Annotated in this window: 23 protein-coding genes and 1 other annotated feature; of the genes, 5 read left to right on the forward strand and 18 right to left on the reverse strand. The window is 45.0% G+C overall.

From position 1 onward, the window contains the following. Positions 1–155: 155 nt before the first annotated feature. Genes pyrC through pyrR form a run of 3 tightly spaced genes read right to left on the reverse strand, consistent with a single transcriptional unit; the run spans position 156 to position 2,916 of the window. Positions 156–1,439 (reverse strand): dihydroorotase, encoded by a 1,284-nt coding sequence (gene pyrC, locus AC58UU_RS07955; RefSeq protein ID WP_497314498.1) that lies wholly within the window; start codon positions 1,437–1,439, stop codon positions 156–158. A gap of 20 nt (positions 1,440–1,459) precedes the next feature. After that, positions 1,460–2,365: an aspartate carbamoyltransferase catalytic subunit gene (locus AC58UU_RS07960; RefSeq protein ID WP_047672396.1), complete on the reverse strand. Its 906-nt coding sequence runs from the start codon at positions 2,363–2,365 to the stop codon at positions 1,460–1,462. Further along, positions 2,362–2,916 carry a bifunctional pyr operon transcriptional regulator/uracil phosphoribosyltransferase PyrR gene (gene pyrR / locus AC58UU_RS07965; RefSeq protein ID WP_497314501.1) on the reverse strand — a complete coding sequence of 185 codons (555 nt, stop codon included), beginning with the start codon at positions 2,914–2,916 and terminating at the stop codon, positions 2,362–2,364. The genes AC58UU_RS07960 and pyrR overlap by 4 nt, the downstream gene beginning before the upstream one ends. Before the next feature lie 523 nt (positions 2,917–3,439). Between pyrR and AC58UU_RS07970 the strand changes: the two genes are divergently transcribed. The 4 genes from AC58UU_RS07970 to AC58UU_RS07985 all read left to right on the forward strand — a co-directional run bounded on the left by AC58UU_RS07970 (position 3,440) and on the right by AC58UU_RS07985 (position 8,967). Then, positions 3,440–5,164, forward strand: coding sequence for an ABC transporter ATP-binding protein (locus AC58UU_RS07970; RefSeq protein WP_497314502.1), 1,725 nt, complete (start codon positions 3,440–3,442; stop codon positions 5,162–5,164). Beyond that, positions 5,161–7,041: an ABC transporter ATP-binding protein gene (locus AC58UU_RS07975; RefSeq protein WP_497314504.1), complete on the forward strand. Its 1,881-nt coding sequence runs from the start codon at positions 5,161–5,163 to the stop codon at positions 7,039–7,041. The genes AC58UU_RS07970 and AC58UU_RS07975 overlap by 4 nt, the downstream gene beginning before the upstream one ends. A gap of 72 nt (positions 7,042–7,113) precedes the next feature. Further along, positions 7,114–7,824, forward strand: coding sequence for a 2,3,4,5-tetrahydropyridine-2,6-dicarboxylate N-acetyltransferase (dapD, locus tag AC58UU_RS07980; RefSeq protein ID WP_171648435.1), 711 nt, complete (start codon positions 7,114–7,116; stop codon positions 7,822–7,824). Between the two features lie 21 nt (positions 7,825–7,845). Continuing rightward, positions 7,846–8,967 (forward strand): N-acetyldiaminopimelate deacetylase, encoded by a 1,122-nt coding sequence (locus AC58UU_RS07985; protein WP_497314506.1) that lies wholly within the window; start codon positions 7,846–7,848, stop codon positions 8,965–8,967. Between the two features lie 104 nt (positions 8,968–9,071). Here the strand turns inward: AC58UU_RS07985 and AC58UU_RS07990 are convergent, their stop codons facing one another. From AC58UU_RS07990 to lspA, 3 genes are read right to left on the reverse strand one after another with little or no spacing between them, the layout of a single operon-like run. Then, on the reverse strand, positions 9,072–10,229 hold the full coding sequence (locus AC58UU_RS07990; RefSeq protein ID WP_497314508.1) for an aminotransferase A: 1,158 nt from the start codon (positions 10,227–10,229) through the stop codon (positions 9,072–9,074). A 31-nt stretch (positions 10,230–10,260) separates the two neighbouring features. After that, the gene (locus tag AC58UU_RS07995; RefSeq protein ID WP_497314509.1) at positions 10,261–11,211 is read right to left on the reverse strand and encodes an RluA family pseudouridine synthase; all 951 of its coding nucleotides are present in this window, start codon (positions 11,209–11,211) and stop codon (positions 10,261–10,263) included. Beyond that, positions 11,186–11,704 carry a signal peptidase II gene (gene lspA / locus AC58UU_RS08000; protein WP_497314511.1) on the reverse strand — a complete coding sequence of 173 codons (519 nt, stop codon included), beginning with the start codon at positions 11,702–11,704 and terminating at the stop codon, positions 11,186–11,188. The genes AC58UU_RS07995 and lspA overlap by 26 nt, the downstream gene beginning before the upstream one ends. A gap of 179 nt (positions 11,705–11,883) precedes the next feature. On the opposite strand from lspA, the gene AC58UU_RS08005 reads away from it, so the two are divergent. After that, positions 11,884–12,627 (forward strand): TraR/DksA C4-type zinc finger protein, encoded by a 744-nt coding sequence (locus AC58UU_RS08005; protein WP_497314513.1) that lies wholly within the window; start codon positions 11,884–11,886, stop codon positions 12,625–12,627. Between the two features lie 52 nt (positions 12,628–12,679). Here the strand turns inward: AC58UU_RS08005 and ileS are convergent, their stop codons facing one another. The 12 genes from ileS to ftsZ form a co-directional block, all read right to left on the reverse strand. Next, a complete protein-coding gene (ileS, locus tag AC58UU_RS08010) occupies positions 12,680–15,448 on the reverse strand; it encodes an isoleucine--tRNA ligase (RefSeq protein WP_497314515.1) in 2,769 nt (922 codons plus the stop codon). A 67-nt stretch (positions 15,449–15,515) separates the two neighbouring features. After that, positions 15,516–15,764, reverse strand: a binding site (T-box leader). A 72-nt stretch (positions 15,765–15,836) separates the two neighbouring features. Beyond that, positions 15,837–16,313, reverse strand: a complete 477-nt coding sequence (locus tag AC58UU_RS08015; protein WP_497314517.1) for a DivIVA domain-containing protein — start codon at positions 16,311–16,313, stop codon at positions 15,837–15,839. A gap of 156 nt (positions 16,314–16,469) precedes the next feature. Further along, positions 16,470–17,252 (reverse strand): YlmH family RNA-binding protein, encoded by a 783-nt coding sequence (locus AC58UU_RS08020; RefSeq protein ID WP_497314519.1) that lies wholly within the window; start codon positions 17,250–17,252, stop codon positions 16,470–16,472. Positions 17,253–17,254: 2 nt separating this feature from the next. After that, entirely contained in the window at positions 17,255–17,527 is a 273-nt protein-coding gene (locus AC58UU_RS08025; protein ID WP_235549210.1) for a YggT family protein, read from the reverse strand. Between the two features lie 32 nt (positions 17,528–17,559). Then, positions 17,560–17,982 carry a cell division protein SepF gene (locus tag AC58UU_RS08030; RefSeq protein WP_171648417.1) on the reverse strand — a complete coding sequence of 141 codons (423 nt, stop codon included), beginning with the start codon at positions 17,980–17,982 and terminating at the stop codon, positions 17,560–17,562. 38 nt (positions 17,983–18,020) lie between these two features. After that, positions 18,021–18,707 carry a YggS family pyridoxal phosphate-dependent enzyme gene (locus AC58UU_RS08035; RefSeq protein ID WP_497314521.1) on the reverse strand — a complete coding sequence of 229 codons (687 nt, stop codon included), beginning with the start codon at positions 18,705–18,707 and terminating at the stop codon, positions 18,021–18,023. Positions 18,708–18,751: 44 nt separating this feature from the next. Continuing rightward, complete coding sequence (pgeF, locus tag AC58UU_RS08040; RefSeq protein ID WP_497314523.1) at positions 18,752–19,615, reverse strand: peptidoglycan editing factor PgeF; 864 nt, start codon at positions 19,613–19,615, stop codon at positions 18,752–18,754. 101 nt (positions 19,616–19,716) lie between these two features. Further along, positions 19,717–20,016, reverse strand: coding sequence for a YlmC/YmxH family sporulation protein (locus AC58UU_RS08045; protein WP_047672367.1), 300 nt, complete (start codon positions 20,014–20,016; stop codon positions 19,717–19,719). 135 nt (positions 20,017–20,151) lie between these two features. Continuing rightward, positions 20,152–20,934: an RNA polymerase sporulation sigma factor SigG gene (sigG, locus tag AC58UU_RS08050; protein ID WP_057303043.1), complete on the reverse strand. Its 783-nt coding sequence runs from the start codon at positions 20,932–20,934 to the stop codon at positions 20,152–20,154. A gap of 161 nt (positions 20,935–21,095) precedes the next feature. Continuing rightward, positions 21,096–21,818 (reverse strand): RNA polymerase sporulation sigma factor SigE, encoded by a 723-nt coding sequence (gene sigE / locus AC58UU_RS08055; RefSeq protein ID WP_047672364.1) that lies wholly within the window; start codon positions 21,816–21,818, stop codon positions 21,096–21,098. Positions 21,819–21,996: 178 nt separating this feature from the next. Continuing rightward, positions 21,997–22,920, reverse strand: a complete 924-nt coding sequence (gene spoIIGA / locus AC58UU_RS08060) for a sigma-E processing peptidase SpoIIGA (protein WP_497314527.1) — start codon at positions 22,918–22,920, stop codon at positions 21,997–21,999. 234 nt (positions 22,921–23,154) lie between these two features. Continuing rightward, positions 23,155–24,276 carry a cell division protein FtsZ gene (gene ftsZ, locus AC58UU_RS08065; RefSeq protein ID WP_029196512.1) on the reverse strand — a complete coding sequence of 374 codons (1,122 nt, stop codon included), beginning with the start codon at positions 24,274–24,276 and terminating at the stop codon, positions 23,155–23,157. Between the last annotated feature and the right edge of the window lie 30 nt (positions 24,277–24,306).

Here is a 24,306-nt window from a genome sequence, read left to right on the forward strand (position 1 = left end):
CGAACCGCAGATGTCATGCCTACAACTTCTTCTTTGTTCATTGCATAAGATTTGCATAAAAAGCAATCATTCTGTATAAATATACACGATTTTTCGATCTGCGTATAGATCTTAATGCGGATTTCAGCTTGATTTAAGCGTCATTTAAGAACGATTTATGACCAAACCACTTTACCGGAAGCGATTGTTACAACCGGCCAGCCTTGCAGCTTCCAGCCGATGAATGGCGTGTTTTTGCTGCGTGAAACGATCTCTTCTTTAAGTACTTCGCGCTCGGTTTCCAGATCCACGATTGTGATATCAGCTGCACTGCCTACTTCCAGTGTTCCGTATGGAAGACCGAATACGTCTGCAGGTTTTTTCGTCATACGATCTACTAGGAAGCCTAATGACCATTTACCTGTAAGCACAAATTTCGTGTACAGCAGAGAGAACGCTGTTTCGAAGCCGAGTATGCCGAATGGAGCCAGCATCATGCCCTTCTCTTTCTCTTCTTCGGTGTGCGGCGCGTGATCCGTCACGATAATGTCGATCGTACCGTCTTCCAAAGCTTGGGTGACAGCCTGCACATCGCGCGGCGTGCGCAGTGGCGGGTTCATCTTCCAGTTGGCGTCAAGCCCTGGAATGTCTTCATCCGAGAGCACGAGATGATGCGGGCATACCTCGGCAGTCACTTTAATGCCGAACTGCTTCGCATGTCGGATCAGACGAACCGACTGCTCGGTGCTTACGTGGCACACGTGATAGTGAACACCTGTCGCTTCAGCTAGCAGCACGTCGCGACCCACATGAATCGCCTCGGACTCGTTCGGGATTCCCTTCAGTCCGTGCTTCTTCGCGAACGCGCCTTCGCTTACCGGCGCGCCAACCACAAGCGTGTCATCCTCGCAATGCGCGATGATTGGCATACCGATGGAAGCGGCTAAAGCCATCGCATCCTTCATCATTTGCGCGCTTTGCACGCCGACGCCATCATCTGTGTAGCCGATGACGCCCGCTTCTTTCAGCGCAGCGAAATCGGTCAACTCGCGGCCAAGCTCGTTCTTCGTAATCGTGCCGTATGGAAGAACTCGGACAACACCTTCCGTTGCAGCCTTGTCTAATATGTAGTTCACTGTATCAACGGTGTCGATCACAGGTCTTGTGTTCGGCATGCAAGCAATGGTTGTGAAGCCGCCTCTTGCCGCGGAACGTGTTCCGGTTGCGATATTTTCTTTATGTTCAAAACCAGGCTCTCTCAGGTGAACATGCATATCGATGAATCCTGGAGTCACTAGCTTACCTGCTGCATCAATGACTTCATGGCCTTCGGTTTGTGGAGCCGAACCTTCTGCTGCATCTATAACCTTTGCAATTTTATCATTCTCTACCAAAATGTGTTTCTTCGCTTGTACATTATTTACATCAACGGTAAGTCCGTTTAATATCCAAATGCCCATTGTTATGATGTCCCCCTAATTTATGATAAAGCTCGTTCGATAACCGCCATTCGAATCGGTACACCGTGAGCAATTTGTGTGAAGATTTTGGATTTCTCATGTTCAACCAGTTCATCATCAAGCTCTACATTTCGATTGACTGGAGCCGGATGCATGATGATTGCGTGAGGAGCCATGCGGCTTGCACGCTCTGCCGTTAGTCCGTATTGCTCGCGATATTCCTCTGCCGAGCGAATAATTCCTTTATCGTGCCGTTCAAGCTGCACACGCAGCATCATAACCACGTCAGCTTTCAGAGCTTCCTCGAAGGACACATACGGTGCGAACTCAGCCAGCTCTGGAGCTTGCATACTTTCCGGTGCGCAGAACTGCACCTTTGCTCCCAGGGCGATGAGTCCCCATAGGTTCGAGCGAGCTACACGACTGTGCAGGATATCTCCGATGATGGAGACCGTCAAACCTTTGATGGCACCGAACTGTTTGCGCATCGTGTAGAAATCGAGCAGCGCCTGTGTTGGATGCTCGTTATTGCCGTCCCCCGCGTTAATGAGCGGGATTTTGATTTTCTCAGCCAGCTCTTGCAGTACACCGTTCGGCTTCAAACGGATGACACCGGCATCGATGCCCATGGACTCGAGTGTACGGACTGTATCGTAGATAGACTCCCCTTTTTGTACACTGGATTCCGCAGCGGAGAAATTGAGTACGTCGGCTCCGAGCCGCTTTTGCGCCAGTTCAAAGGAGAACCGAGTTCTTGTACTATTTTCAAAAAACAAGTTGGAAACGAATTTGCCTTGAAATTGATTCGTCACCTTCGAAGGATATTGTTCCCAGTAGGCAGCACGATCAAGTATGCTCGTTATCTCCCCTGCGCTTACGCCTTTTAATCCTAGAAAATGCTTGGTTTGAGTACTCACTATGCTCACTCCTGTTTCCCCCTCTGTTGAAGTATAATGACGCCATCTTTATCATCGATTTCCGTAAGCAGCACTTCAATACTTTCACTTTTGGAGGTAGGTACATTCTTTCCTACATAATCAGGGCGAATGGGCAATTCACGATGCCCCCTGTCAACGAGTACGGCTAGCTGGATCATTTGCGGTCTGCCCAGATCGATCAAAGCATCCATGGCTGCCCTCACCGTTCTTCCGGTGTAAAGCACATCATCGAACAGGATGATTTTGCGGTCTTGAATTTGAATCTTGCCGCCTTCCTGAACATTTCCCACTGATTTCACCTTAACGCGATCATCACGATAAGAAGTGATATCAATCTCACCGACAGGAATCGGCACACCCTCAATCTCAAGAATTCGCTCTGCTACTCGCTTGGCCAAGTAAATACCGCGGGTCCGAATCCCAATCAAGGTACAATTCTCTACCCCTTTATTCTTTTCCAGTATCTCATGTGCAATCCGCGTTAGCGCTCTTCGAATTCCCATTTCATCAATAATCGTGTGTTCGGCCGTTTCATTCATCTTTTTCGCCTCCTGAGAGTTTTGCTTTAGCAAAACTTGCATCGTAAGCATTGGCTGAGTTTTGCTTTAGCAAAACTTGCATCGTAAGCATTGGCTGAGTTTTGCTTTAGCAAAACTGAAATCGTAAGCATTCACTGAGTTTTGCTTTAGCAAAACCAAAAAACTCCTTGCCATTTGTTGGCAAGGAGTTACGAGTGCATAAAGATACAGAGCGGGGCATAAGGATGCGCACATCCCCAAGCTTAGTCACACACTGAATCCGCGACTCAGTATATCCCGTCTTTTCTCATCGACTACCTTGCCAGCCTCTCTGGACTGTTTTTAAAGGTACATATTTAATTAAATGAATTATCCCACTTTCGACACGATAAGTCAATATCTATTTCATGAACTTGCTTTGAGCTAGCGCTCAGCCATGTGTTATAATTTACATATGAAACGCAAGCTTTACCCGTTTTCTTGCGAAAACTCAGTAACGCTTATAATGCCAGTTTTGCTATGGCAAAACGCTAAGGAGGAACCCATGTTCAAATTGTTTCGGCTTCTGAAACCGTACAAAGCTTCTGTGGTTGCGATTATTACCTTGATGCTTTTGCAATCACTAGCGCAGTTGTACCTGCCCACCCTGCTCGCTGACATTGTCGATGTCGGAGTTGTGAACGGAGATATTCCTTATATTCTCCGGTTCGGTGCTTACATGCTATTAGTAGCCATGGGCGCGATGGTTTGTGTCATCATTGCGAGCTACTTGTTGGCTCGAACGGCGACAGGATTCGGCAGGGATTTACGACGAACGCTTTTTACCCATGTTGAAAGCTTCTCCTTGCACGAATTCGATAAACTCGGTACTTCCTCCCTCATTACCAGAACCACGAATGACATCGCTCAAGTTCAGCAAGTGATTGTCATGATGCGGATGTTCATCGGCGCACCTACAATGCTAGTCGGTGGGGTCATCATGGCCACTTATAAGGACGCTCATCTCGCCATTGTATTAATCTCCATCATCCCGATTCTTGCACTAGCTATTGTAGGGATCATGCGTAAAGGACTTCCCTTATTCAAAGCCTTACAGCTCAAAATCGATGGCATCAATCTCGTACTGCGTGAAAACTTAACCGGCATCCGCGTCATTCGCGCCTTTAACCGTTCCGAACATGAAAAGCGTAAATTCGAAAAAGCGAACCTTGATTACACGAAAACAGCCGTAAAAGTAAATGTGATCATGGCTACGATGATGCCTATTATGATGCTTGTATTTAATCTTGGGGTTGTCATCATTCTTTGGTACGGCGGAGTTCGCATTGATGCCAATCAAATGCAAATCGGGGACTTGATGGCCTTCATCCAATATGCCATGCAGATTATGTTTTCTATGTTCATGATGACGATGATTTTCATGATGATTCCACGCGCATCTGCTTCATCTGTCCGTATTAATGAAGTTTTAGTCCTTCAATCTAACATACATAGCGCCGAAATGGCTAAATCTCTTGATTCTAATCAAGCTGCTGTTGAATTTAAGCATGTATCCTTTAGTTATCCTGGGGCTGAGCAACCTGCAATCCGTGATCTATCCTTCCGCGCTGAGACTGGTGAGGTCACAGCGATCATAGGAGGAACCGGATCGGGCAAGACGACACTCATTCATTTACTTTTGCACTTCTATGATGTAGAGTCCGGCACTATCAGCATTGATGGTCATCCCCTGCCTACTTTGAAGCTAGAAAGTCTAAGACAGCACATCGGTTATGTCCCACAAAAGGCGGCTCTTTTCTCAGGAACAGTTGCGGATAACATTCGTTTTGGCCGTGAGATGGCAACGGAAGAGGAAATTCAGCATGCTGCAACCACTGCGCAAGCTGCAGATTTCATCGCCGAGATGAAAGAAGGCTATCAAGCTGTTCTCGCCCAAGGTGGAACGAACTTATCCGGTGGCCAGAAGCAGCGGCTTGCCATTGCTCGTGCACTCGTTCGTAAACCGAACATCTATGTATTTGATGATAGCTTCTCTGCACTGGATTTCAAAACCGATGCTAAACTTCGTTCAGCTCTCAAAACCGAAACCGAGCAAGCAACGATGATTATTGTTGCCCAACGTGTCAGTACAATTATGGATGCTAACCGAATTATCGTACTGGAAGAAGGACAAATTGCAGGGATAGGCACCCATTCAGATTTGATGAAAACATGTGCTGTGTATCAAGAAATTGTTGCTTCTCAGCTGTCAGAGGAGGAAAGTGCATGAGTGACAAACCAAAAGAGAAAGCTCCTTCTTCAGCGGGGGTAAATCCCGGTCACTTTGGCCGAGGCGGCATGGGTGGCATGGGAATGCCGGTCCAAAAGGCTAAGGATTTCAAGGGAACTATACGACGGTTGTCGAGTTACATGAGTCCTTTCCGTGTATCAATCCTACTTGTTTTTATCTCGGCTGTGCTCAGCACACTCTTCAGTATTATTAGTCCCAAACTCATGGGGAACGCAACAACTATTTTGTATGAAGGCTCAATTGCGAAATTCAAGGGCGTTGCCGGCGCCAAAATTGATTTCGATGCTATTTTCCAAATTGTTATTATTCTTGCAGCACTCTACATACTTAGCGCCATACTCACCTTCATCCAACAGTGGATTATGGTCGGTGTCACACAGAAAATCGTATTTAATCTACGTAGAGATATTAGTGAGAAGCTCACCCGAGTACCTCTCTCCTTATTCGACTCACGCAGTCATGGGGACACCATGAGCCGAGCTACAAACGACGTAGATACGATCAGTTCTACCATGCAGCAAAGTTTGACGCAGTTGATAACTTCAATCGTGACCTTGGTCGGGATCATTATTATGATGCTAACCATTAGTCCTTTGCTAACCTTAGCCACCATCGTAACCTTACCTCTCAGCATTTTGGGAACGAAAATGATTGCATCACGGTCTCAGAAATATTTTAAAGGACAACAAAAAACACTCGGTGAACTTAATGGTCACGTGGAAGAAATGTACACAGGGCATACTATTGTCAAAGCTTTCGGCCGTGAGCAGAAATCGGTTGAACAATTCAATGAAATTAATGAACGCTTGTATCATTCCGGCTGGCGTGCACAGTTTATCTCTGGGATGATCTTCCCCCTTATGTCCTTTATCGGGAATATCGGCTACGTATTGGTCAGTGTGATTGGTGGCATCATGGTAACAAACGGGGCAATTAAAATCGGAGATATTCTAGCATTTATTCAATATTCAGGGCAATTCGGGATGCCAATTGCACAGGTGGCTAATATAGCCAACGTGATTCAATCCACAATCGCCGCCGCGGAACGTATTTTCGAGTTATTAGATGAGCCTGAGGAAGTACAGGAAATCTCCCATGTAAAAACGACCCAGAATGTTCAGGGTCATGTTCAATTCAAACAGGTTACCTTTGCTTACAAAGAGGATACCCCGTTAATTCAAGATATGAATATCCAAGTAGAGCCAGGACAAACGGTTGCCATTGTTGGCCCCACAGGTGCGGGTAAAACCACAATTGTCAATCTACTCATGCGTTTCTACGAATTAAAAGCTGGTACGATTTCCATTGATGCGGTAGACACACGTGAAATGTCACGCAGTCATCTGCGAGGACTGTTCGGTATGGTCCTGCAAGACACATGGCTGTTCAACGGAACGATTCGCGAGAATATCGCTTACGGACGTGATGGTGCCACTGAAGACGAGATCGTTAGTGCGGCTCGCGCAGCCTATGCCGATCATTTCATTCGAACCTTGCCGGAAGGCTACGATACCAAGCTGAATGAAGAAGCATCCAACCTTTCACATGGGCAAAAGCAGCTTCTCACCATCGCACGCGCCATACTTGCCGATCCAACCATTTTGATTCTTGATGAAGCTACGAGCAGCGTAGATACACGCACGGAGGTGTCCATCCAAAAGGCGATGAGTAACCTAATGGAAGGGCGCACAAGCTTCGTCATTGCACATCGACTTTCCACTATACGTGATGCCGATCTCATTCTTGTTATGAATCATGGTTCTGTTATTGAACAAGGAACACATGAACAGCTATTGGAACAGCACGGCTTTTATGCTGATCTGTACAATAGTCAGTTCGCTCAAAAAGCTCTTTGAATACACATTGGCCGAAATGCCCCCTTTCTGATAATATAGGAGAGTCAATCTAAATTTTAAGGAGATGTCACCATGACCGAGATGAATACGTTAGAAATTATTCAATTTATTAAAGAAAGCAAGAAAAAAACGCCTGTTAAAGTATACGTAAAAGGAAACCTTGAAGGTATTAACTTTGGCGAAGGCAGCCAAACCTTTATATCCGGCGGAAGCGGCGTTGTTTTTGGCGAATGGAGCGAAATTCAGCCTGTTCTTGAAGCAAACAAAGCACAAATCGCGGATTTCGTCGTTGAAGCGGATCGTCGCAATTCTGCGATTCCAATGCTGGATCTGAAGCCAATCAATGCGCGCATTGAACCAGGTGCGATCATTCGTGATAAAGTACATATCGGAGATAATGCCGTCATCATGATGGGCGCTCTCATTAATATTGGTGCTTCTGTTGGTGATGGTACAATGATCGACATGAATGCTGTTCTTGGCGGTAGAGCACAAGTCGGCAAAATGTGTCACATTGGTGCTGGTGCAGTCGTTGCAGGCGTTATTGAGCCCCCTTCCGCACAACCTTGTGTGATTGAAGATGATGTACTTGTTGGAGCGAATGCAGTTATCTTAGAAGGTGTTCGCATCGGAAAAGGATCTGTTGTTGCTGCCGGCGCTATCGTTACACAAGACGTTGAAGAATATACGGTTGTAGCAGGAGCACCTGCACGAGTGATCAAGAAAGTGGACGATAAAACGAAGTCCAAAACAGAAATTTTACAAGATCTGCGCACCCTATAAGGTGTTCTGGAGGAATTCACCATGCTTAGCCCCTTTATAGAGCTGCGCCGTCAGCTTCACCAAATTCCGGAGCCGGGCTTTCAAGAGTTCAAGACGCAACAGCTTCTCCTTGACCATCTCGCTAAGCTTCCTCAGGATAGAATGACGATTCGCACTTGGCGCACTGGCATTTTGGTTTACATCAAAGGTACGAACCCTACCAAACGCTTTGGATATCGAGCGGATATGGACGGGCTGCCCATCACGGAAGAGACCTCTCTTCCGTTTCCTTCCCAGCATCCAGGTTACATGCATGCATGCGGACATGATTTTCACATGTCAATTGGGATCGGTGTTGTCACCCATTTCGTTCAGCAGCCGATGAAGGATGACCTGATTGTGTTGTTTCAGCCAGCTGAAGAAGGTCCAGGCGGCGCATTACCCATGCTTGCTGCTAAAGAATTACAGGATTGGAAGCCCGACCAGATGGTTGCACTCCATATTGCTCCTGAGTATCCAGTAGGCACGATTGCCACTAGGCCGGAGATCTTGTTTGCCAACACATCTGAGTTGTTCATTGACTTGATAGGCAAAGGCGGACATGCCGCTTACCCACACCAAGCAAACGATATGATCATAGCGGCGACACAAATGGTTGGTCAACTGCAAACCATTGTTTCCCGTAATGTGAATCCGCTTGATTCAGCCGTCATTACCATTGGTAAAATGGAGGCTGGAACAAAGCAAAACATTATCGCCGAAAAAGCCCGCTTGGAAGGCACGATTCGCACCCTTTCCGCTGATTCTATGAACAAGATCAAGAAACGTATCGAAGCTGTAGCGGCAGGAATCGAAGGTTCCTTCGAGTGTCAAGTCTCTATTGATTATGGCTCGAATTACCGCCAAGTGTTCAATGATCCTACTTTGACAGTGGAATTCATGGACTGGCTGCGCGGTAATGATAACGTACAGCTTGTGGAGTGTACAGAAGCGATGACAGGCGAAGACTTCGGCTACTTTTTGGAGCAAATACCTGGCTTCATGTTTTGGTTAGGGGTAGACACCCCTCATGGGTTGCATAATGCCAAGCTTGATCCTAACGAGAACGCTATTGATGTAGCTATTGATACCATTACAGCCTATTTACGATTTAAATCTAATTAAAAGTAAAGAAAAACCTCCAAACCCACTTTCATTGTGGATTTGGAGGTTTTTTCGTATTGTCATAAACGGAACGTCGACTTATCAATGCTTTACAATTAACTAGCTCACGCTAGCTTGTTTACAAAGCGCTCAAGACGATCAAGCGACTGTTCCAATACTTCTTGTGAATAGGCATAAGAAATCCGGATATAGCCTTCTCCGTAAGAAGTGAAAGCATCTCCAGGAACAACAGCAACATGTTCCTCATGAAGCAGCCTCATGGTAAAGTCCTGAGAACTCAATCCGAATTTAGCAATGGATGGGAACAAATAAAATGCCCCATTCGGCTTCTCCAACTCGAAGCCCATAGCAAGCAGACGATCATAGACATAATCCCTACGAACTTCATAGGCATTGCGCATAGGCAGCGCATCATCCACACCAACTGTCAAAGCCTCTAATGCCGCATACTGGCTTACAGAGCTTGCGCAAGTCACATTATACTGATGCACCTTGACCATATGCTCCGTAATGTATGCTGGCGCTAATGTGAATCCAACTCGCCAGCCTGTCATAGCGTGGGATTTGGAGAGGCCATTAATGACAATCGTTTTCTCACGGAGCTTGCCCATCGTTGCAATAGACTGATGACGAACACCGTAAACAAGCTCACTGTAAATTTCATCGGATAAAATAAACAATTCCCGATCTTCTAATAATTGAGCCAAATCGGCCAATTCCTTCTCCGTGAGTACTTGGCCTGTAGGATTAGAAGGGTAACATAAGATAACGCAGCGCGTGTTAGCTGTTAGATAAGGCTCAAGTAACTCTGCTGTTAATTTCAAACCATTCGGTCTGGTATCGACGTAGACAGGGATTCCCCCTGCCAATCGGATTAATGGCTCGTACCCAGGGTATATTGGTGCGGGAATGATAACTTCTGCACCAGGTGTAAGAATGGTACGTAACGTAATGTCTACCGCTTGACTCGCTCCAGCTGTCACGATAATTTCGTCAGCCGCGTGATATTGTTGGCCGTACTTCGTGTGAACGAAGCTGGATACAGCTTCTCGCAGTTCCAATAGTCCGGGATTTTGCGTATAAACCGTTTTATTTTGATCCAAAGCCCGCTGTCCAGCCTCAATAATATGCCGCGGCGTCGGGAAATCAGGCTGTCCAATCGTTAACGTCAATGCGCCTGGAATGGTGCTGACGAGATTCGATATTTTGCGTATGCCTGAAATTTGAATGTCTTTCACTTGTGGATTAATCAGATGCTCCATGTGATTCACTCCTCTCCCATTGGGAAGAACCCTAGGATGTTCGAATTGTTTGTAGAAGGTTTTCCATATCAGCCGGAATTGGTGCTTCAAATTGCATCCATTCCCCTGTACGCGGATGCTTAAAGCCCAGAATGGCAGCGTGCAGCGCCTGGCCATCCATCAGCATCCCTTTACTCTTGCCATACATCGGATCCCCAACAAGAGGGTGACCAATGAATTTCATATGCACACGAATTTGGTGGGTTCTTCCCGTTTCCAGCTTCAGCTCCACCAAGGTAAAATCACCAAAGCGTTCGATAACTACGAAATGAGTCACCGCTTGCTTGCTGTTTTTCTCCGTTACCGTATACATCTTGCGATCATTTGAATCTCGACCAATCGGAGCGTCAATGGTACCTTGATCATGCTGTAGATTCCCATGTACCAAGGCGATATATTTGCGATTGACCGTATGAGCCTTTAACTGCTCAGCTAAGCTAGCGTGTGCTTTGTCATTCTTTGCTGACATGATAAGACCGGATGTGTCCTTATCAATCCGATGTACGATTCCAGGACGCAGTTCTCCGTTGATGCCAGATAGATCCTTGCAATGGTACATTAATGCGTTTACCAATGTACCTGAGTAATGGCCAGGTGCCGGATGAACGACAAGTCCCCGCTGCTTATTGATTACAATGACATCGGCGTCTTCGTATACCACATTAAGAGGAATGTTTTCCGCGGCAAGCTCAACACCCTGGGGTTCAGGAATGCGCAACGAAATAACATCTTGTTCAGACAGTTTATAGTTTGGCTTTATGACTTTCCCATTCACTTTAACATGCCCGTCTTTGACCCATTGCTGAACGAGTGTTCTTGACACATCTTCTTCCAATGCTTCCGTAATGAATTTATCAATACGTTCACTGGCATACTGCCCTTCAACCGTCCATTCGATGACATCATTTGTCGCGGCCTCAGATGAGGTCTGATTTGTGTTCATTCGTTGCTCCTTTTTTCTCTTTTCTCCAAGTTAGTAACGATTCTAAGAAAATCAGGATTACCCCGATCACGATGGCCGAATCAGCTAGATTGAAAATCGGATAAATATAATAAATAGCTTTGCCGAACAGGCTAAAATCAAAGGTAAATTGTAGGAAATCCACAACTTCACCGAATAATGCTCGATCAATGAAATTACCGATTGCTCCTCCTAGCAGAAGACTAAGCGCAAAAGATAACAAAACTTTTCTTTCACGGATCGTCCGACGTATGTACCAGAGAATACCAATCACAACAATAAGTGTAATCACAATGAAAAACCATCTTTGGTTTTGCAAAATACCAAATGCAGCGCCCCTATTGCGATGCGACGTCAGGATGAAGAAATCACCCAGCACTGGACGCTCCTCGCCAAGCGGGATCCGTTTCACAATAAACCATTTGGATACTTGATCCAAAATAAACACGATAAGCGCATAAAAATAATATTTCATTTTCTTTTCCTCCTAAGAGTTTTCGTAAGAAAACTTACTTCGTAAGCATTACCTTTTTCGTAAGCTTAAACAAGTTCCTTATTTCCTTAGTTTCAAGGAATTACCTCACTAAAAAAAGCTGTCAATCGGCATTATAACGGTATGCATCAGCTGTTAGAAAGGAGCTGTACTTTCGACCTATGAGCCATTTATCCGAGGAGCAATTAAAAGAATTATATCTGCAGTTATTGGAGGAAAAGCTTTATCTCGAGAAACATTTTGCCACGAATGATAATTATGGCCTGTCCAATTCTTTCAAAGATAGTACCGGAGAGCTCTCCATGTATGATAATCATCCAGGAGACATTGCTACAGAAATATACGAACGAGAAAAGGATATTTCACTCAACGAACATGCTGAATTTCATTTAAATCAAGTCAATGAAGCCTTAGCTCGCATGGAGAGTGGAGAATACGGTATATGTGTGTTCAGCAAACAACCGATTCCCTTTGAGCGCCTTCAAGCTATCCCTACAACAATTTACAGTTTAGAACACGTTCCTGATCCTGACCGATCATTCAGAAGACCTGTTGAAGAACAAGTACTCTACCCACCTTTTGGCCGAACCAGCTTTGACGAACGTGACGATGAGACCGAATTCGATGGTGAAGATGCCTGGCAAATCGTTGAAAGTTGGGGCACCTCAAATTCGCCTGCATTTGCTGAAGATCCCAATGTGGATGATTATAATGAAATGTATGTGGAAGCCGATGAGCACGTTGGTTATGTTGAGTCTTTTGAGAGCTTTGTTGCGACAGACCTGTATGGTGAACATGTCACTATTGTTAGAGGCAAGGCCTATAATGATTATCTGCATAAAGGCGAGGGCGATCCTTTACTTGAACCAGAAAACCTTTCCAATTCAGAGGATGAGCAGCTCTAGACAAAACAGGACAAACGAGCTTCGCATAAAAGCGAAAGCTCGTTTGCTTCCTTTACTCGTGGTAATGAGCCGAAACAACGTCATTACATCTGGCACAAAGTGTCGGATGTTCTTTACTTTGCCCCACCTCAGGAGTCACTATCCAGCAGCGCTCGCACTTCTCGCCTTCAGCTACAGCAATAGCAATGGCAGCGTCCTTCGATTGATACACCCCAGCAGGAGCCTCCGTCCCAGGTTTATGCACGCTCACAGCAGACACAATGAACAACTGATCCAACTGCTCCAATTGCATAAGTAAGCCGTAAGTGGCTTCATTCGGATATAGATGTACAGCAGCTCCTAACGAGTTACCGATGACCTTCTCTTTACGTGCCTCTTCGAGAGCCTTCAGAACTTCATCTCTAACATCCAGGAAGCTATTCCATTTATTTTCCAATTCTTCGTTATATAAACTTGAATCGACTTCGGGCAGTTCTGCTAACTGAACACTGCTTAGCTCAACTCCTGGAATGTACTTCCATACTTCATCAGCAGTATGTGGAAGAATAGGTGAGATCAGCTTCGTGATCGCAGTTAATGAAGCATATAATACGGTTTGCGAAGCTTTCCGAGCAGGATCATGAGGCGCGTTTGCATACAAACGATCCTTGATAATATCCAAGTAGAAAGAGCTCATTTCAACCGCGCAGAAATGATGAATCGTTTGGTAAACGACATGGAATTCATACGCTTCATAAGCCTTCACTACCTTCTCAATCATGCGATTCAAGCGAATCAAGGCATAACGGTCGAGCTCAGACAAACTTTCTGCAGCTACCCGATCTGTTTCTGGGTTGAAATGACTCATGTTACCCAGCAAGAAACGCATTGTGTTGCGAATTTTACGGTAGACTTCCGTCGTTTGGTTCAAGATATTATCAGAGATCCGGTGATCGGATTGATAATCGACTGAGGATACCCACAGACGCAGGATATCAGCGCCTAGCTTACCACACACAACATTCGGATCAATCGTGTTTCCGATTGACTTGGACATTTTCCGTCCTTCTCCATCCAGCGTAAAGCCATGGCTGAGTACACCTTTATATGGCGATTTCTCTCTTGTAGCAACACCTGTAATGAGGGAGGAGTTGAACCAACCACGGTACTGGTCAGAACCTTCTAAGTACAGATCCGCAGGCCACTGCAGCTCAGGACGGGATTCTAGAACAGCCACATGGCTAGAACCTGAATCAAACCATACGTCCATGATATCCGTTTCCTTACGGAACTCACCATGAGCACATTTGGAGCAGCTAGTTCCCTGAGGAAGGAGATCCTTCTCATCCTTGATAAACCATGCATTTGAGCCTTCTTGCTCAAATAACTGAGCCACATGTTCAATGGTTTGCTCATTGACTAGCGGTTCGTTACAGCAGCGGCAGTAGAAGATCGGAATAGGAACACCCCATGCACGCTGCCTCGAGATACACCAGTCTCCACGATCTGCAATCATGTTATGCAGGCGGATTTCGCCCCACTCTGGTGTCCACTTTACTTGCTTGATTTCATCCAGCATCTCTTGTCTGAATTTATCAATAGACGCGAACCACTGCTCTGTTGCTCGATAAATAACAGGCTTCTTCGTGCGCCAATCATGGGCGTATTGATGCTGAATTTCTCCAGCTTTAAGCAATAGACCTGATTCTTGCAGCTTTTCGATAATCAGCTTGCCGCCTTTTTCGTAGAACATGCCTTCAAAGCCCGGTGCTTCTGCAGTGAAATGCCCTTGATCATCCACAGGACATAGCACTCCGATGTTATAACGCTGTCCAATTGCGAAATCGTCTTCCCCGTGTCCAGGAGCTGTGTGTACGCAGCCTGTACCCGCTTCTAGTGTCACATGTTCGCCAACCATAACAAGCGATTCACGGTCATAGAACGGATGCTGGCACGTAACGAACTCGAGTTCGCTTCCTTTTACCGTCGATAACACTTCGTAATCGGTCCAGCCAATTTCCTTAGCTGCAGCAGCAAGCAAGCCCTGTGCAAGTACATATTTCTTTCCACCGGCTTGAACGACAGCATAGTCGAACTCAGGATGAAGTGAAATGCCTAGGTTTGCAGGCAGTGTCCATGCCGTTGTCGTCCAGATCACAATAGCAGCATCCTGCGGCAGCTTACCTTTGCCGTCTTTAACAGGAAACGCCACATAAATGGAAGTGGAGGTTTTTTCTTTGTACTCAATCTCAGCTTCTGCAAGTGCACTCTCGGAAGATGGGGACCAATAGACAGGCTTCAAACCTTTGTAGACAAAGCCTTTTTGTACCATTTTACCGAACACTCGAATTTGCTGAGCTTCATAATTCGGCTGTAATGTGATATATGGATTCTTCCAGTCACCGCGGATACCTAGACGCTGGAATTGGCTTTTCTGTTTCTCAACGGACTGCAGGGCGTACTCTTTGCAATATTCACGGAACTCAGGGACAGTCATTTTTTTACGATCAACTTTACCGCTATTCGTAATGACTTGCTCAATCGGCAAGCCATGCGTATCCCAGCCTGGAACATAAGGCGCATCGAAGCCTTGTAATGTTTTGAATCGCACGATGATATCTTTTAATACCTTGTTTAAAGCATGTCCGATATGAATATCACCGTTCGCGTACGGAGGTCCATCATGCAGAATGAATTTTGTTCTGCCTTTGCGACTCTCCTGCACTTTGGCATAAATGTCTTCAGCTTCCCAGTGTTCTTGAATTTTCGGTTCCGCCTGCGGCAAATTGCCTCTCATCGGAAACTCTGTTTGTAGTAAATTTAATGTTTTGCCATAATCCATACGAACCACTCCATTCCTGCCTCAAACTTTATGTTGTCAGAAAAACAAAAAAAGCCTCTCATCCCCAAAAAGGGACGAGAAACTTTAACTCGCGGTACCACCCTCGTTAAAAAGCAAAATGAACATACACCTTCCGGCGTATCGAACATAAGCTTAATCACTCGATCATGTGTAACGGCATGACCCGTTTCTCTCTACTCGCTTCAAGAGACGCTCCTGGGGGATATTCGGTACGCTGCAGAGATTAGGCTCACACCAATACCCTAATTCGCTGACACTGCTAATTCGACCTACTCGTTCCAGTCATAGCTTTACTGAGATACATTTAACAGGAGTATAACCAATTCGTTAGGCATAGTCAATATGACAACCACCTAATCATCGATTCCTACTCTTCTTTATTTTCAAACTGCATACTTTGCCAGCCTTCCGTGTTGAGCAGCTCTAATTGTGCTTCAAGCAGCGTCCGGAAGCGTGTGCGATAAATGGAGGCTTGTTTCTTCAATTCTTCAATCTCCAAAGCAACCTTGCGTGAACGCGTCAAGGATTCATTAATAATCCGATCTGCATTCTTCTCAGCTTCCTTCAAAATCAGCTGCGCTTCTTTCTTGGCGTTGCTTCTCACTTCATCCGCAGCTTCTTGAGCAACGATGATCGTTTTGCTAAGTGATTCCTCAATATTCGTGAAATGGTCCAAACGTTCCTGCAGTGACACCGTTTGATTGTGCAAGTCTTTATTCTCGCGAATCAATGCCTCGTAATCCTTAATGACTTGATCCAGGAATTCATTCACTTGATCTTCATCATAACCGCGGAACGAGCGGGAAAACTCCTTATTATGTATGTCTAGCGGTGTTAATGGCATCAGTGCCCCTCCTTAGCGTTTTGCGCAGCAAAACTGACTTCGTAAGCATAAGCTAAGCTTTCTTCCATGAAAGCTAGATTGAACCCACATCTATACTGAATCAGTTCGACAGAAAATAAGCAATTCCTGCAAAGTTCGTGGATAAATTATCCACGTTCATGCAAATTTGCCGATCTTCACACGAATACGTCCTTTTTTCGTTACGCCTTCCACTTCAAGCACCTTGAATCTACCAAATCCTTGCAAAGACACCATATCCCCCTCTTTAAGAGGCTTACTAGGATCTTCCTCAAGCTTCCAATTGACGCGGCAGCGGCCAGCTTGAATGGGAACCAATATTTTAGCTCGGCTAAGCCTGAATACATCGCTCACAATCCCGTCCATACGCATCGATGCAACAGACAGGTTCAGCTCGTCCAATTGTACTTGAGCGAGTTCCAGTTTATCTAACGACAGCAACTCTGTTTGCACATGAACCCTATGTACTTGGGACAAATTCAAATGTAGGTAATCCGCAGCATCCTGGGTAACCAAACAATGGCAGCCGCCCTCTATAACATGAATATCGCCAACCTTGTCTCGCTTCATGCCGAGTCCAAGAATGGCGCCCATGTAATCTCCATGTTCTAATGTTAGAAACTTGCCGTCTCCGGAAGAAACAGACAAGACTGCCATCGCCATATCTTCCCCTTCCAAAGGTCGATAATCAGGGGCAATCAGAGCCCTTCTTCGTTCGGCGGCCGAGTATCCGCCATCTAGACGGCAGTGTACATCTGGGTGTCGATTAACGAGTGATGTCAGTATAAAAGCTTGTCTGGGATCTAGGAAATCCGTTAGCTTCACAGCATGCTGCTCGGCTGCCCGTTCCACCCAATCCCAGGCTTTGTCGACAAAATGGTGTTCATCCGAATGAAAATGACCGTAGAGTTCTTTTGGCAATGTTAGAACAACCCCACAATGAAATCGAGTACAGCTATAATCCCCATAACCACAAATCGCAGTGCGATTAAGGCCACGATTGGCGAAAGGTCAATGAACCCTATGCTAGGAATAATTTTCCGGAAAGGGCTTAAATACGGTTCAACCAATTTCCCAAGGAGTCCTCCAACGAAGCTATCACGTGCATTAGGAAACCAAGAGAGGATCAAATAGCCGATAATCATGAAATAATAAATTTCCATTAAAATACTAAGATAATAGTGAACGTAATTCACGTATGCATCCACCTCTGTGTTAGGATATGCGCCTATTCTTCACCCATCATCTCGGAGATGTGACCATGAATATCAACTGAATCTGGTGTACAGAGGAAGATATTTGGTCCTAGTTTGGATATAGACCCATTCAAAGCATATACCGTCCCGCTTAAGAAATCTACGATACGTATGGCTTGATCACCACGAACTCGCTGCAAATTGACGATCACAGCTCTTCTGGAGCGAAGATGATCTGCAATATCCTGCGTCTCTTCATAGGTTCGAGGTTCACTTAGCACGACACGAGCATTTTTCTGTGAATGAATGCTGACGACATTCGCCTTATTTTTATTACGTAATTCATAAGGATTGGTTTCAGGTTCTTCTGTGGCTTCCACAATACGCTCCCGCTCCACAACCTCTTCCTCTTCTTGCAGCCCAAGAAAATTCATAAATCGGTTATAAACACCCACTATAGTTCCCTCCTTATCATGTTCTTAAATCAGGTTAACTAAAGTTCTTTCCCTACCAAAACAGTACCCAAACGAACCCAAGTTGCACCTTCTTCAATCGCTACTTCAAAGTCTCCAGACATGCCCATGGATAACTCCGTTATCTCGTATGGGAAAATTCTCCGTTCATTCAGACGGTCTCGCAATTCTCTCAATCCACGGAAGACAGGTCTTGTTGCATCGGCCTCCATCTCGTAAGGAGCCATGGTCATCAAACCTGTGATATGTATATGTTTTAGCCCACTAACTTCTGTAGCAAAATCGAAGAAATGCTCAGGTGCAATACCATACTTTGACTCTTCGCCGGAAACGTTTACTTGTAATAAACAATTCACTTCAATTCCTAAAGCTGCAGCCTGTTTGTCCAGTTCTTTGGCCAGAGAAATCCGATCCAACGAATGAATGTAGGCGAATTTGCCAATGACGTCCTTTACTTTATTCGTTTGCAAATGTCCAATGAAATGCCATGTTCCCCGTTCGTGGAGCACTTCCCACTTCGGTTTGACATCCTGCCAACGATTCTCACCGATGTGCAGAAGTCCTGCATCCAATACGCTTTTGGTTGTCTCTAAGGAAACATATTTCGTTACAGCAATAATCTTAGCTTCATTCTCTTTCCGTCCTGACCGCTTACATGCTGCGGCTACACGGGCTTCAACCTCATCTTTACGGGTTAGTAAACTCACTTATGCAGACACCTCAATTCAACGCTGCGCTTGCATCAATCTCTTCAAAGTAGACCAATCCAAGCAATCATTCTACCTGTAGAACCGCCTTCTTTTCGATGTGAAAAAAAGAGATCAGTGCTACAACTCGTACATAACTGTGATACTTCGATATGGGACGACAAAATTCCTGCTTGCAGTAACAATTTTCGGTTCAATTCTTGCAAATTCAGCATATACTTGCCATTTCCTTTGTCGACCATAACAGCTTGACGCTCTTCTGATGATGCATTGATATCCCTAAGTACATGGTTCACACGATTAGCTACAGTCTCATCAACCTCATAGCAGCAGGCTCTAATGGACGGACCAATTGCCGCGCGAATGTCTGTGGGCTGACTACCAAAAGTATGTGTCATTAAGGATATAGTAGCCATGGAAATGTTTAACACCGTGCCTTTCCAACCTGCATGAGCAAGCCCGGCAACACGCTTAACAGGATCGTAGAAAAATAACGGTACACAATCTGCAAATTGCGCACAAAGAACGATTCCTTTCTCATTTGTAATGAAGCCGTCCTTCGCTTGGATGGCCGTTTCCCTGGATGCTCTGCCCATTCCTTTTTCCTGTAAGCTTACTATAGTGACTTCATTACCATGTACCTGTTCTGCATACGTGAATGCTTCAAACGGCTGTCCTACGGCCTCAGCAATCAACTCACGATTCCTAACCACATGCCCTGGTACATCATTCACATGCAGTCCGCTATTGAGCGTCGCATACGGTGCCTGACTCACTCCTCCATGGCGGGATGTAAAACCAACTGTTAATTCACTGTATTGCTCCATCCAGCTTGCTATCGTAAATAGGACTGGCCCATCTTCTTTCGTTTGTTTAACAAATGGTTCCACGGTCGTCTCTCTCCCCATACTTGGATCTTTACTCCTTTTACTTTAGCACAAAACAAAAAGACACACGATGTTTGCTTTGCCTGCCCATGAAGCAGCAGCCTTCGCTCGTGTGCCTTCCGTCAATTACGGAATTGCTGATTGAACTCATAAACACCTTCGTTATCATCCGTTTGACGATAAGGCCGGACATCTTCTAATTTCACAAGAACGACATCCGCACCAATTTTCACAATATGCTTCCAAGGTATAATGACATCTGTCCCTGAACCGAACAACCCGAAAAATCGGCTTTGATTAGGTACAACAATCGATTCGATACGACCCTGACGCAGATCAAGCTCCAAATCACTGATTTGCCCGAGCTTTTTACCATCGACAATATTGATTACATCCTTCGTCTGGAAATCAGATATTTTCATGAGGCTATTCACCACGAATCTCATTAGGATTTTTAACTGATTTTGTACTAGTATATGTGCGGTGTGGGCAAAATGTCCTGAAAACCAAAAAAAGACCTTCACGGCTTGTCACAGCCGATCCAGTCTTTATGTTAATTACGATTTCACATGTTTCTGCATCTGACAGATAGCCGATTTCTCAAGCCTGGAAACCTGAGCTTGGGAAATGCCGATCTCATCGGCAACCTCCATCTGCGTTTTCCCTTCAAAAAATCGCATGGAGAGAATCATCTTCTCCCTAGCATTTAGTTTACGCATAGCTTCACGAAGTGCAATTCCTTCAATCCACGACATGTCCTTATTGCGCTCATCACTGATCTGGTCCATGACATAGATGGGATCTCCGCCATCATGATAAATCGGTTCGAATAACGATACCGGATCTTGAATGGCATCAAGCGCGAATACTACATCCTCCTTAGGCACATTAAGGGCCTCGGAGATTTCGTAGATCGTAGGCTCGCGTGAATTCTGATTTGTCAAGCTGTCTCTGACTTGTAAAGCTTTGTAAGCAATATCTCTTAAGGAACGAGAAACGCGAATCGGGTTATTATCTCGTAAGTAGCGGCGAATCTCACCTATAATCATCGGTACAGCATAGGTCGAGAACTTGACGTTTTGACTTAAATCAAAGTTATCAATGGCTTTCATCAAACCAATACAGCCAACTTGGAAGAGATCGTCCACATACTCTCCGCGATTGTTGAACCGCTGGATCACACTTAGAACTAACCTTAGGTTCCCATTGACCAATTTCTCTCTTGCAGCTCGCTCCTGTTTCGTCTGCAAATCAGAGAACAGTTCACGCATTTCAGCATTGGTCAGAACAGGCAGTTTGGCGGTATCAACACCACATATCTCAACTTTATTTCGGGTCACCGTGATTACCTCCCAAGGAGAAACATTACTGTTAATTATCCCCGTGAGCGGTTGATTTATTCCTGTCCTATCCCTTGTGGAGCTACTTGACAAAAGGGTTTCGACTTGCTCCCTCCCGTGACTGCTGAACAATTTCGACATGACCCGTCAAAAAATATTTTTCAGACCATCTTATTAAATTCTTTACGAAGCCTTTTAATAATGCGCTTTTCCAATCTGGAGATATACGATTGCGAAATGCCAAGCAAGTCAGCGACGTCCTTTTGCGTTTTTTCCTCCCCGTCTTGCAGGCCAAAACGAAGCTCCATGATGATGCGTTCCCGTTCAGTTAACTTATCAAGTGCTTTATGCAGCAGCTTTCGATCTACCTGTTCTTCAATATTTCTGTAAATGGTATCATTTTCTGTCCCTAAAACATCAGATAACAGAAGTTCATTTCCATCCCAATCAATATTAAGTGGTTCATCGAAAGAAACTTCCGTACGTATTTTACTGTTTCGACGTAAGTACATGAGAATTTCATTTTCAATACAGCGGGAAGCATATGTAGCTAGTTTGATCTTTTTCTCTGGGTCAAAGGTGTTCACTGCTTTAATTAGGCCGATGGCACCGATAGAAACCAAATCCTCGATATTGATGCCAGTATTTTCGAACTTTCTAGCTATATAGACAACCAATCTCAGGTTGCGCTCAATCAGCATAGCTCGCACTGCGGCATCCCCGGACGGTAACTTTTCCAATAAGTACTCTTCTTCTTCTCTCGTAAGTGGAGGAGGTAGCGCTTCACTGCCACCAATGTAATAGATTTCTTCTCCTTTGAGACCTAATAGCATTAAAATACGATAATACGCTAGTTGAAAAAGCATTTTCCACTTCAAGAACATGTTAGTTTCCTCCTAAGAGTTTTGCGTATGCAAAACTGACTTCGTAAGCATTCGCTGAGTTTTCCATAGGAAAACTTGCATCGTAAGTATATGTAGAGTTTTGCTGCTAGCAAAACAAATTTCCTAAACCGAAGAAGTGGTTTACGTTACTTATTACTCACCTTCCATTTTGAAAGCGCTATCCTGCTGAAATCAATGCTGGATGGATAATCGCTTGATAAGTGCCGTCACTGCAAAGCTTTCCTCCATCGAGTCCGATAAGCACCTTAGACGCTTCAATTTGCAAATGATTATGGGTGATCACCACCTTATCCGGTTTAATGGCCAGCATGAATTGGGTATTCCGATTTACGCCACGGTAGGGCACGAGACGCAAGCGATCTTGCCAAACAAATTCCTCCACACCCAAACCACTTATGATCTGATCAACATCTGCTGATCTAATCCTTTGGAGCCATTCTACAGGCAATACATCCCCCCACTCAGACACTTCCATTACCATTACAGGGGTTCTTGTTAACGGGTCATACAATTGATTTCCCGTATCTATTAAACCTTTGCAAGAGGCTGTATAATCGCCCACATGAATCGTTACTTCTGCCAAATAAGATGTCAACACCTCACGCTGCTTCGAACTCTGAAACACTGTTCTGAACCACCATAGCAAAGGAAGCAGCAACATGAGCACAAACAGGATGCCTCCAATTTGCATCTGAAACATGGCCACACCTGTTTGAGTAAACACAATCCCCTCCATCACATCGGATGAGGATGCCAGTACATAATGAATGCCGAACATACCACCGGCTACAGCAAAATTCACTAAAAGGAACGTTCCGATGTTTCTCAATAAATTTTGTAAGGAGCCAAACCCAAAAGCAGTCATAATCATACCGATACAAAACATACATTTCACAGAAAATGTAAAAAGAAACAACGGCACTGGCAAGAACATAATGACCACATAGGAAGCTCCCAAAGCCGACGAACCTACGATTCTCCACCACTTGAACGATATTTTCCGCGTTTTAGCCGTTACGATAAGCATGGCCGCATCCATCAGAAAGTTCAGCAGGAAAATGAGATCCGCATAGACGACCACAATTTCCTCACCTCCAAGACGGATGCTTTTATAGTAATTTTTCTGACGAAACTTTAAGGTTCTAAATCAGTATAGGGGAATCTAAATTCAAAGTCTGTCTAAACTTGCTAGTAGGATGATACTTTTTTTGTCAGTTGACGCGGCCTATCACGAGCTAGAAAAGCCCTAGGAACAACAAAAAACCGAAGCCTCTACATCATGTAGGGCTTCGGTCTCTTTACAATTATTGTGTAATTATTTGTCGGTATTCCGTCCGCGATTACGCAGAAACGTCGGAATATCTAATTGGTCGTTAGAAGGTTGTGAACCAAAAGGTTTCAAGTTGTTCAACCGATTGTCTGGAGCAGGAGTTTCTGGTTGACCCGTGCCAGGACGTTTGATGGGTTGATGAACAGGCGCTGCCTTATGCTCGAAACCAGTTGCAATAACAGTAACGAGAATTTCATCCTTGAGTTTATCATCAATAACAGCTCCGAAAATCATGTTCACTTCGATATCAGATGCAGATGCAACAATATCAGCTGCTTCATTGACTTCGTACAAGCTAAGATTCACGCCACCCGTAATGTTCATCAGAACCCCGCGAGCTCCTTCAATGGAAGTTTCCAACAAAGGACTGGAAATTGCTTTTTTGGCTGCTTCAGCTGCACGATTCTCACCTGTTGCCACACCGATACCCATGAGGGCCGAGCCGCGTTCTGTCATAATCGTTTTGACATCCGCAAAATCCAGATTGATTAGTCCAGGTACTGCGATTAAGTCAGAAATCCCTTGTACACCTTGACGAAGTACGTTATCCGCTTCGCGGAAAGCTTCAAGCATAGGAGTCTTCTTATCTACAATCTCTAAAAGACGATCATTCGGGATAATAATAAGTGTATCTACCTTCTCTTTCAATGCTGCAATACCTTGCTCAGCTTGTAAAGAGCGCTTGCGTCCTTCGAACGTGAACGGACGAGTAACTACACCTACGGTTAAAGCGCCTACTTCTTTGGCGATCTCGGCAATAACCGGTGCAGCTCCAGTACCCGTACCGCCACCCATACCGGCTGTAACGAATACCATGTCTGCGCCGCGAAGCGTATTCAGAATTGTCTCCCTTGACTCTTCTGCTGCTTTCTTACCTACTTCAGGGTTCGCACCTGCACCAAGACCGCGTGTCAGTTTATCCCCGATTTGTAATTTATGCACAGACTTAGCTAAGTGTAAAGCTTGAGCATCTGTATTGACGGTGATAAACTCAACGCCCTTAACGCCGTTCTCGATCATTCGGTTTACTGCATTGCTTCCGCCGCCACCAACACCGATGACTTTTATTTGAGCCAATTGGTCTAAATCCATATCAAATTCAAACATGTGAGTCATATCCCCCTAACTTTGCGTTCA

The organism is Paenibacillus sp. JT22N1, assembly GCF_059692155.1.

What these genes read in the sequence shown, in the direction of transcription:
- lspA (WP_497314511.1), bottom strand. Translation starts at nt 11,704, where the DNA reads ATGAAATATTATTTTTATGCGCTTATCGTGTTTATTTTGGATCAAGTA.
- AC58UU_RS07995 (WP_497314509.1), bottom strand. Translation starts at nt 11,211, where the DNA reads ATGAACACAAATCAGACCTCATCTGAGGCCGCGACAAATGATGTCATC.
- ftsZ (WP_029196512.1), bottom strand. Translation starts at nt 24,276, where the DNA reads ATGTTTGAATTTGATATGGATTTAGACCAATTGGCTCAAATAAAAGTC.
- AC58UU_RS08015 (WP_497314517.1), bottom strand. Translation starts at nt 16,313, where the DNA reads ATGCCATTAACACCGCTAGACATACATAATAAGGAGTTTTCCCGCTCG.
- ileS (WP_497314515.1), bottom strand. Translation starts at nt 15,448, where the DNA reads ATGGATTATGGCAAAACATTAAATTTACTACAAACAGAGTTTCCGATG.
- pyrR (WP_497314501.1), bottom strand. Translation starts at nt 2,916, where the DNA reads ATGAATGAAACGGCCGAACACACGATTATTGATGAAATGGGAATTCGA.
- AC58UU_RS08045 (WP_047672367.1), bottom strand. Translation starts at nt 20,016, where the DNA reads ATGAAAATATCTGATTTCCAGACGAAGGATGTAATCAATATTGTCGAT.
- AC58UU_RS07970 (WP_497314502.1), top strand. Translation starts at nt 3,440, where the DNA reads ATGTTCAAATTGTTTCGGCTTCTGAAACCGTACAAAGCTTCTGTGGTT.
- AC58UU_RS07975 (WP_497314504.1), top strand. Translation starts at nt 5,161, where the DNA reads ATGAGTGACAAACCAAAAGAGAAAGCTCCTTCTTCAGCGGGGGTAAAT.
- sigE (WP_047672364.1), bottom strand. Translation starts at nt 21,818, where the DNA reads ATGTTCTTGAAGTGGAAAATGCTTTTTCAACTAGCGTATTATCGTATT.
- AC58UU_RS07990 (WP_497314508.1), bottom strand. Translation starts at nt 10,229, where the DNA reads ATGGAGCATCTGATTAATCCACAAGTGAAAGACATTCAAATTTCAGGC.
- AC58UU_RS08005 (WP_497314513.1), top strand. Translation starts at nt 11,884, where the DNA reads ATGAGCCATTTATCCGAGGAGCAATTAAAAGAATTATATCTGCAGTTA.
- pyrC (WP_497314498.1), bottom strand. Translation starts at nt 1,439, where the DNA reads ATGGGCATTTGGATATTAAACGGACTTACCGTTGATGTAAATAATGTA.
- dapD (WP_171648435.1), top strand. Translation starts at nt 7,114, where the DNA reads ATGACCGAGATGAATACGTTAGAAATTATTCAATTTATTAAAGAAAGC.
- AC58UU_RS07985 (WP_497314506.1), top strand. Translation starts at nt 7,846, where the DNA reads ATGCTTAGCCCCTTTATAGAGCTGCGCCGTCAGCTTCACCAAATTCCG.
- pgeF (WP_497314523.1), bottom strand. Translation starts at nt 19,615, where the DNA reads ATGGGGAGAGAGACGACCGTGGAACCATTTGTTAAACAAACGAAAGAA.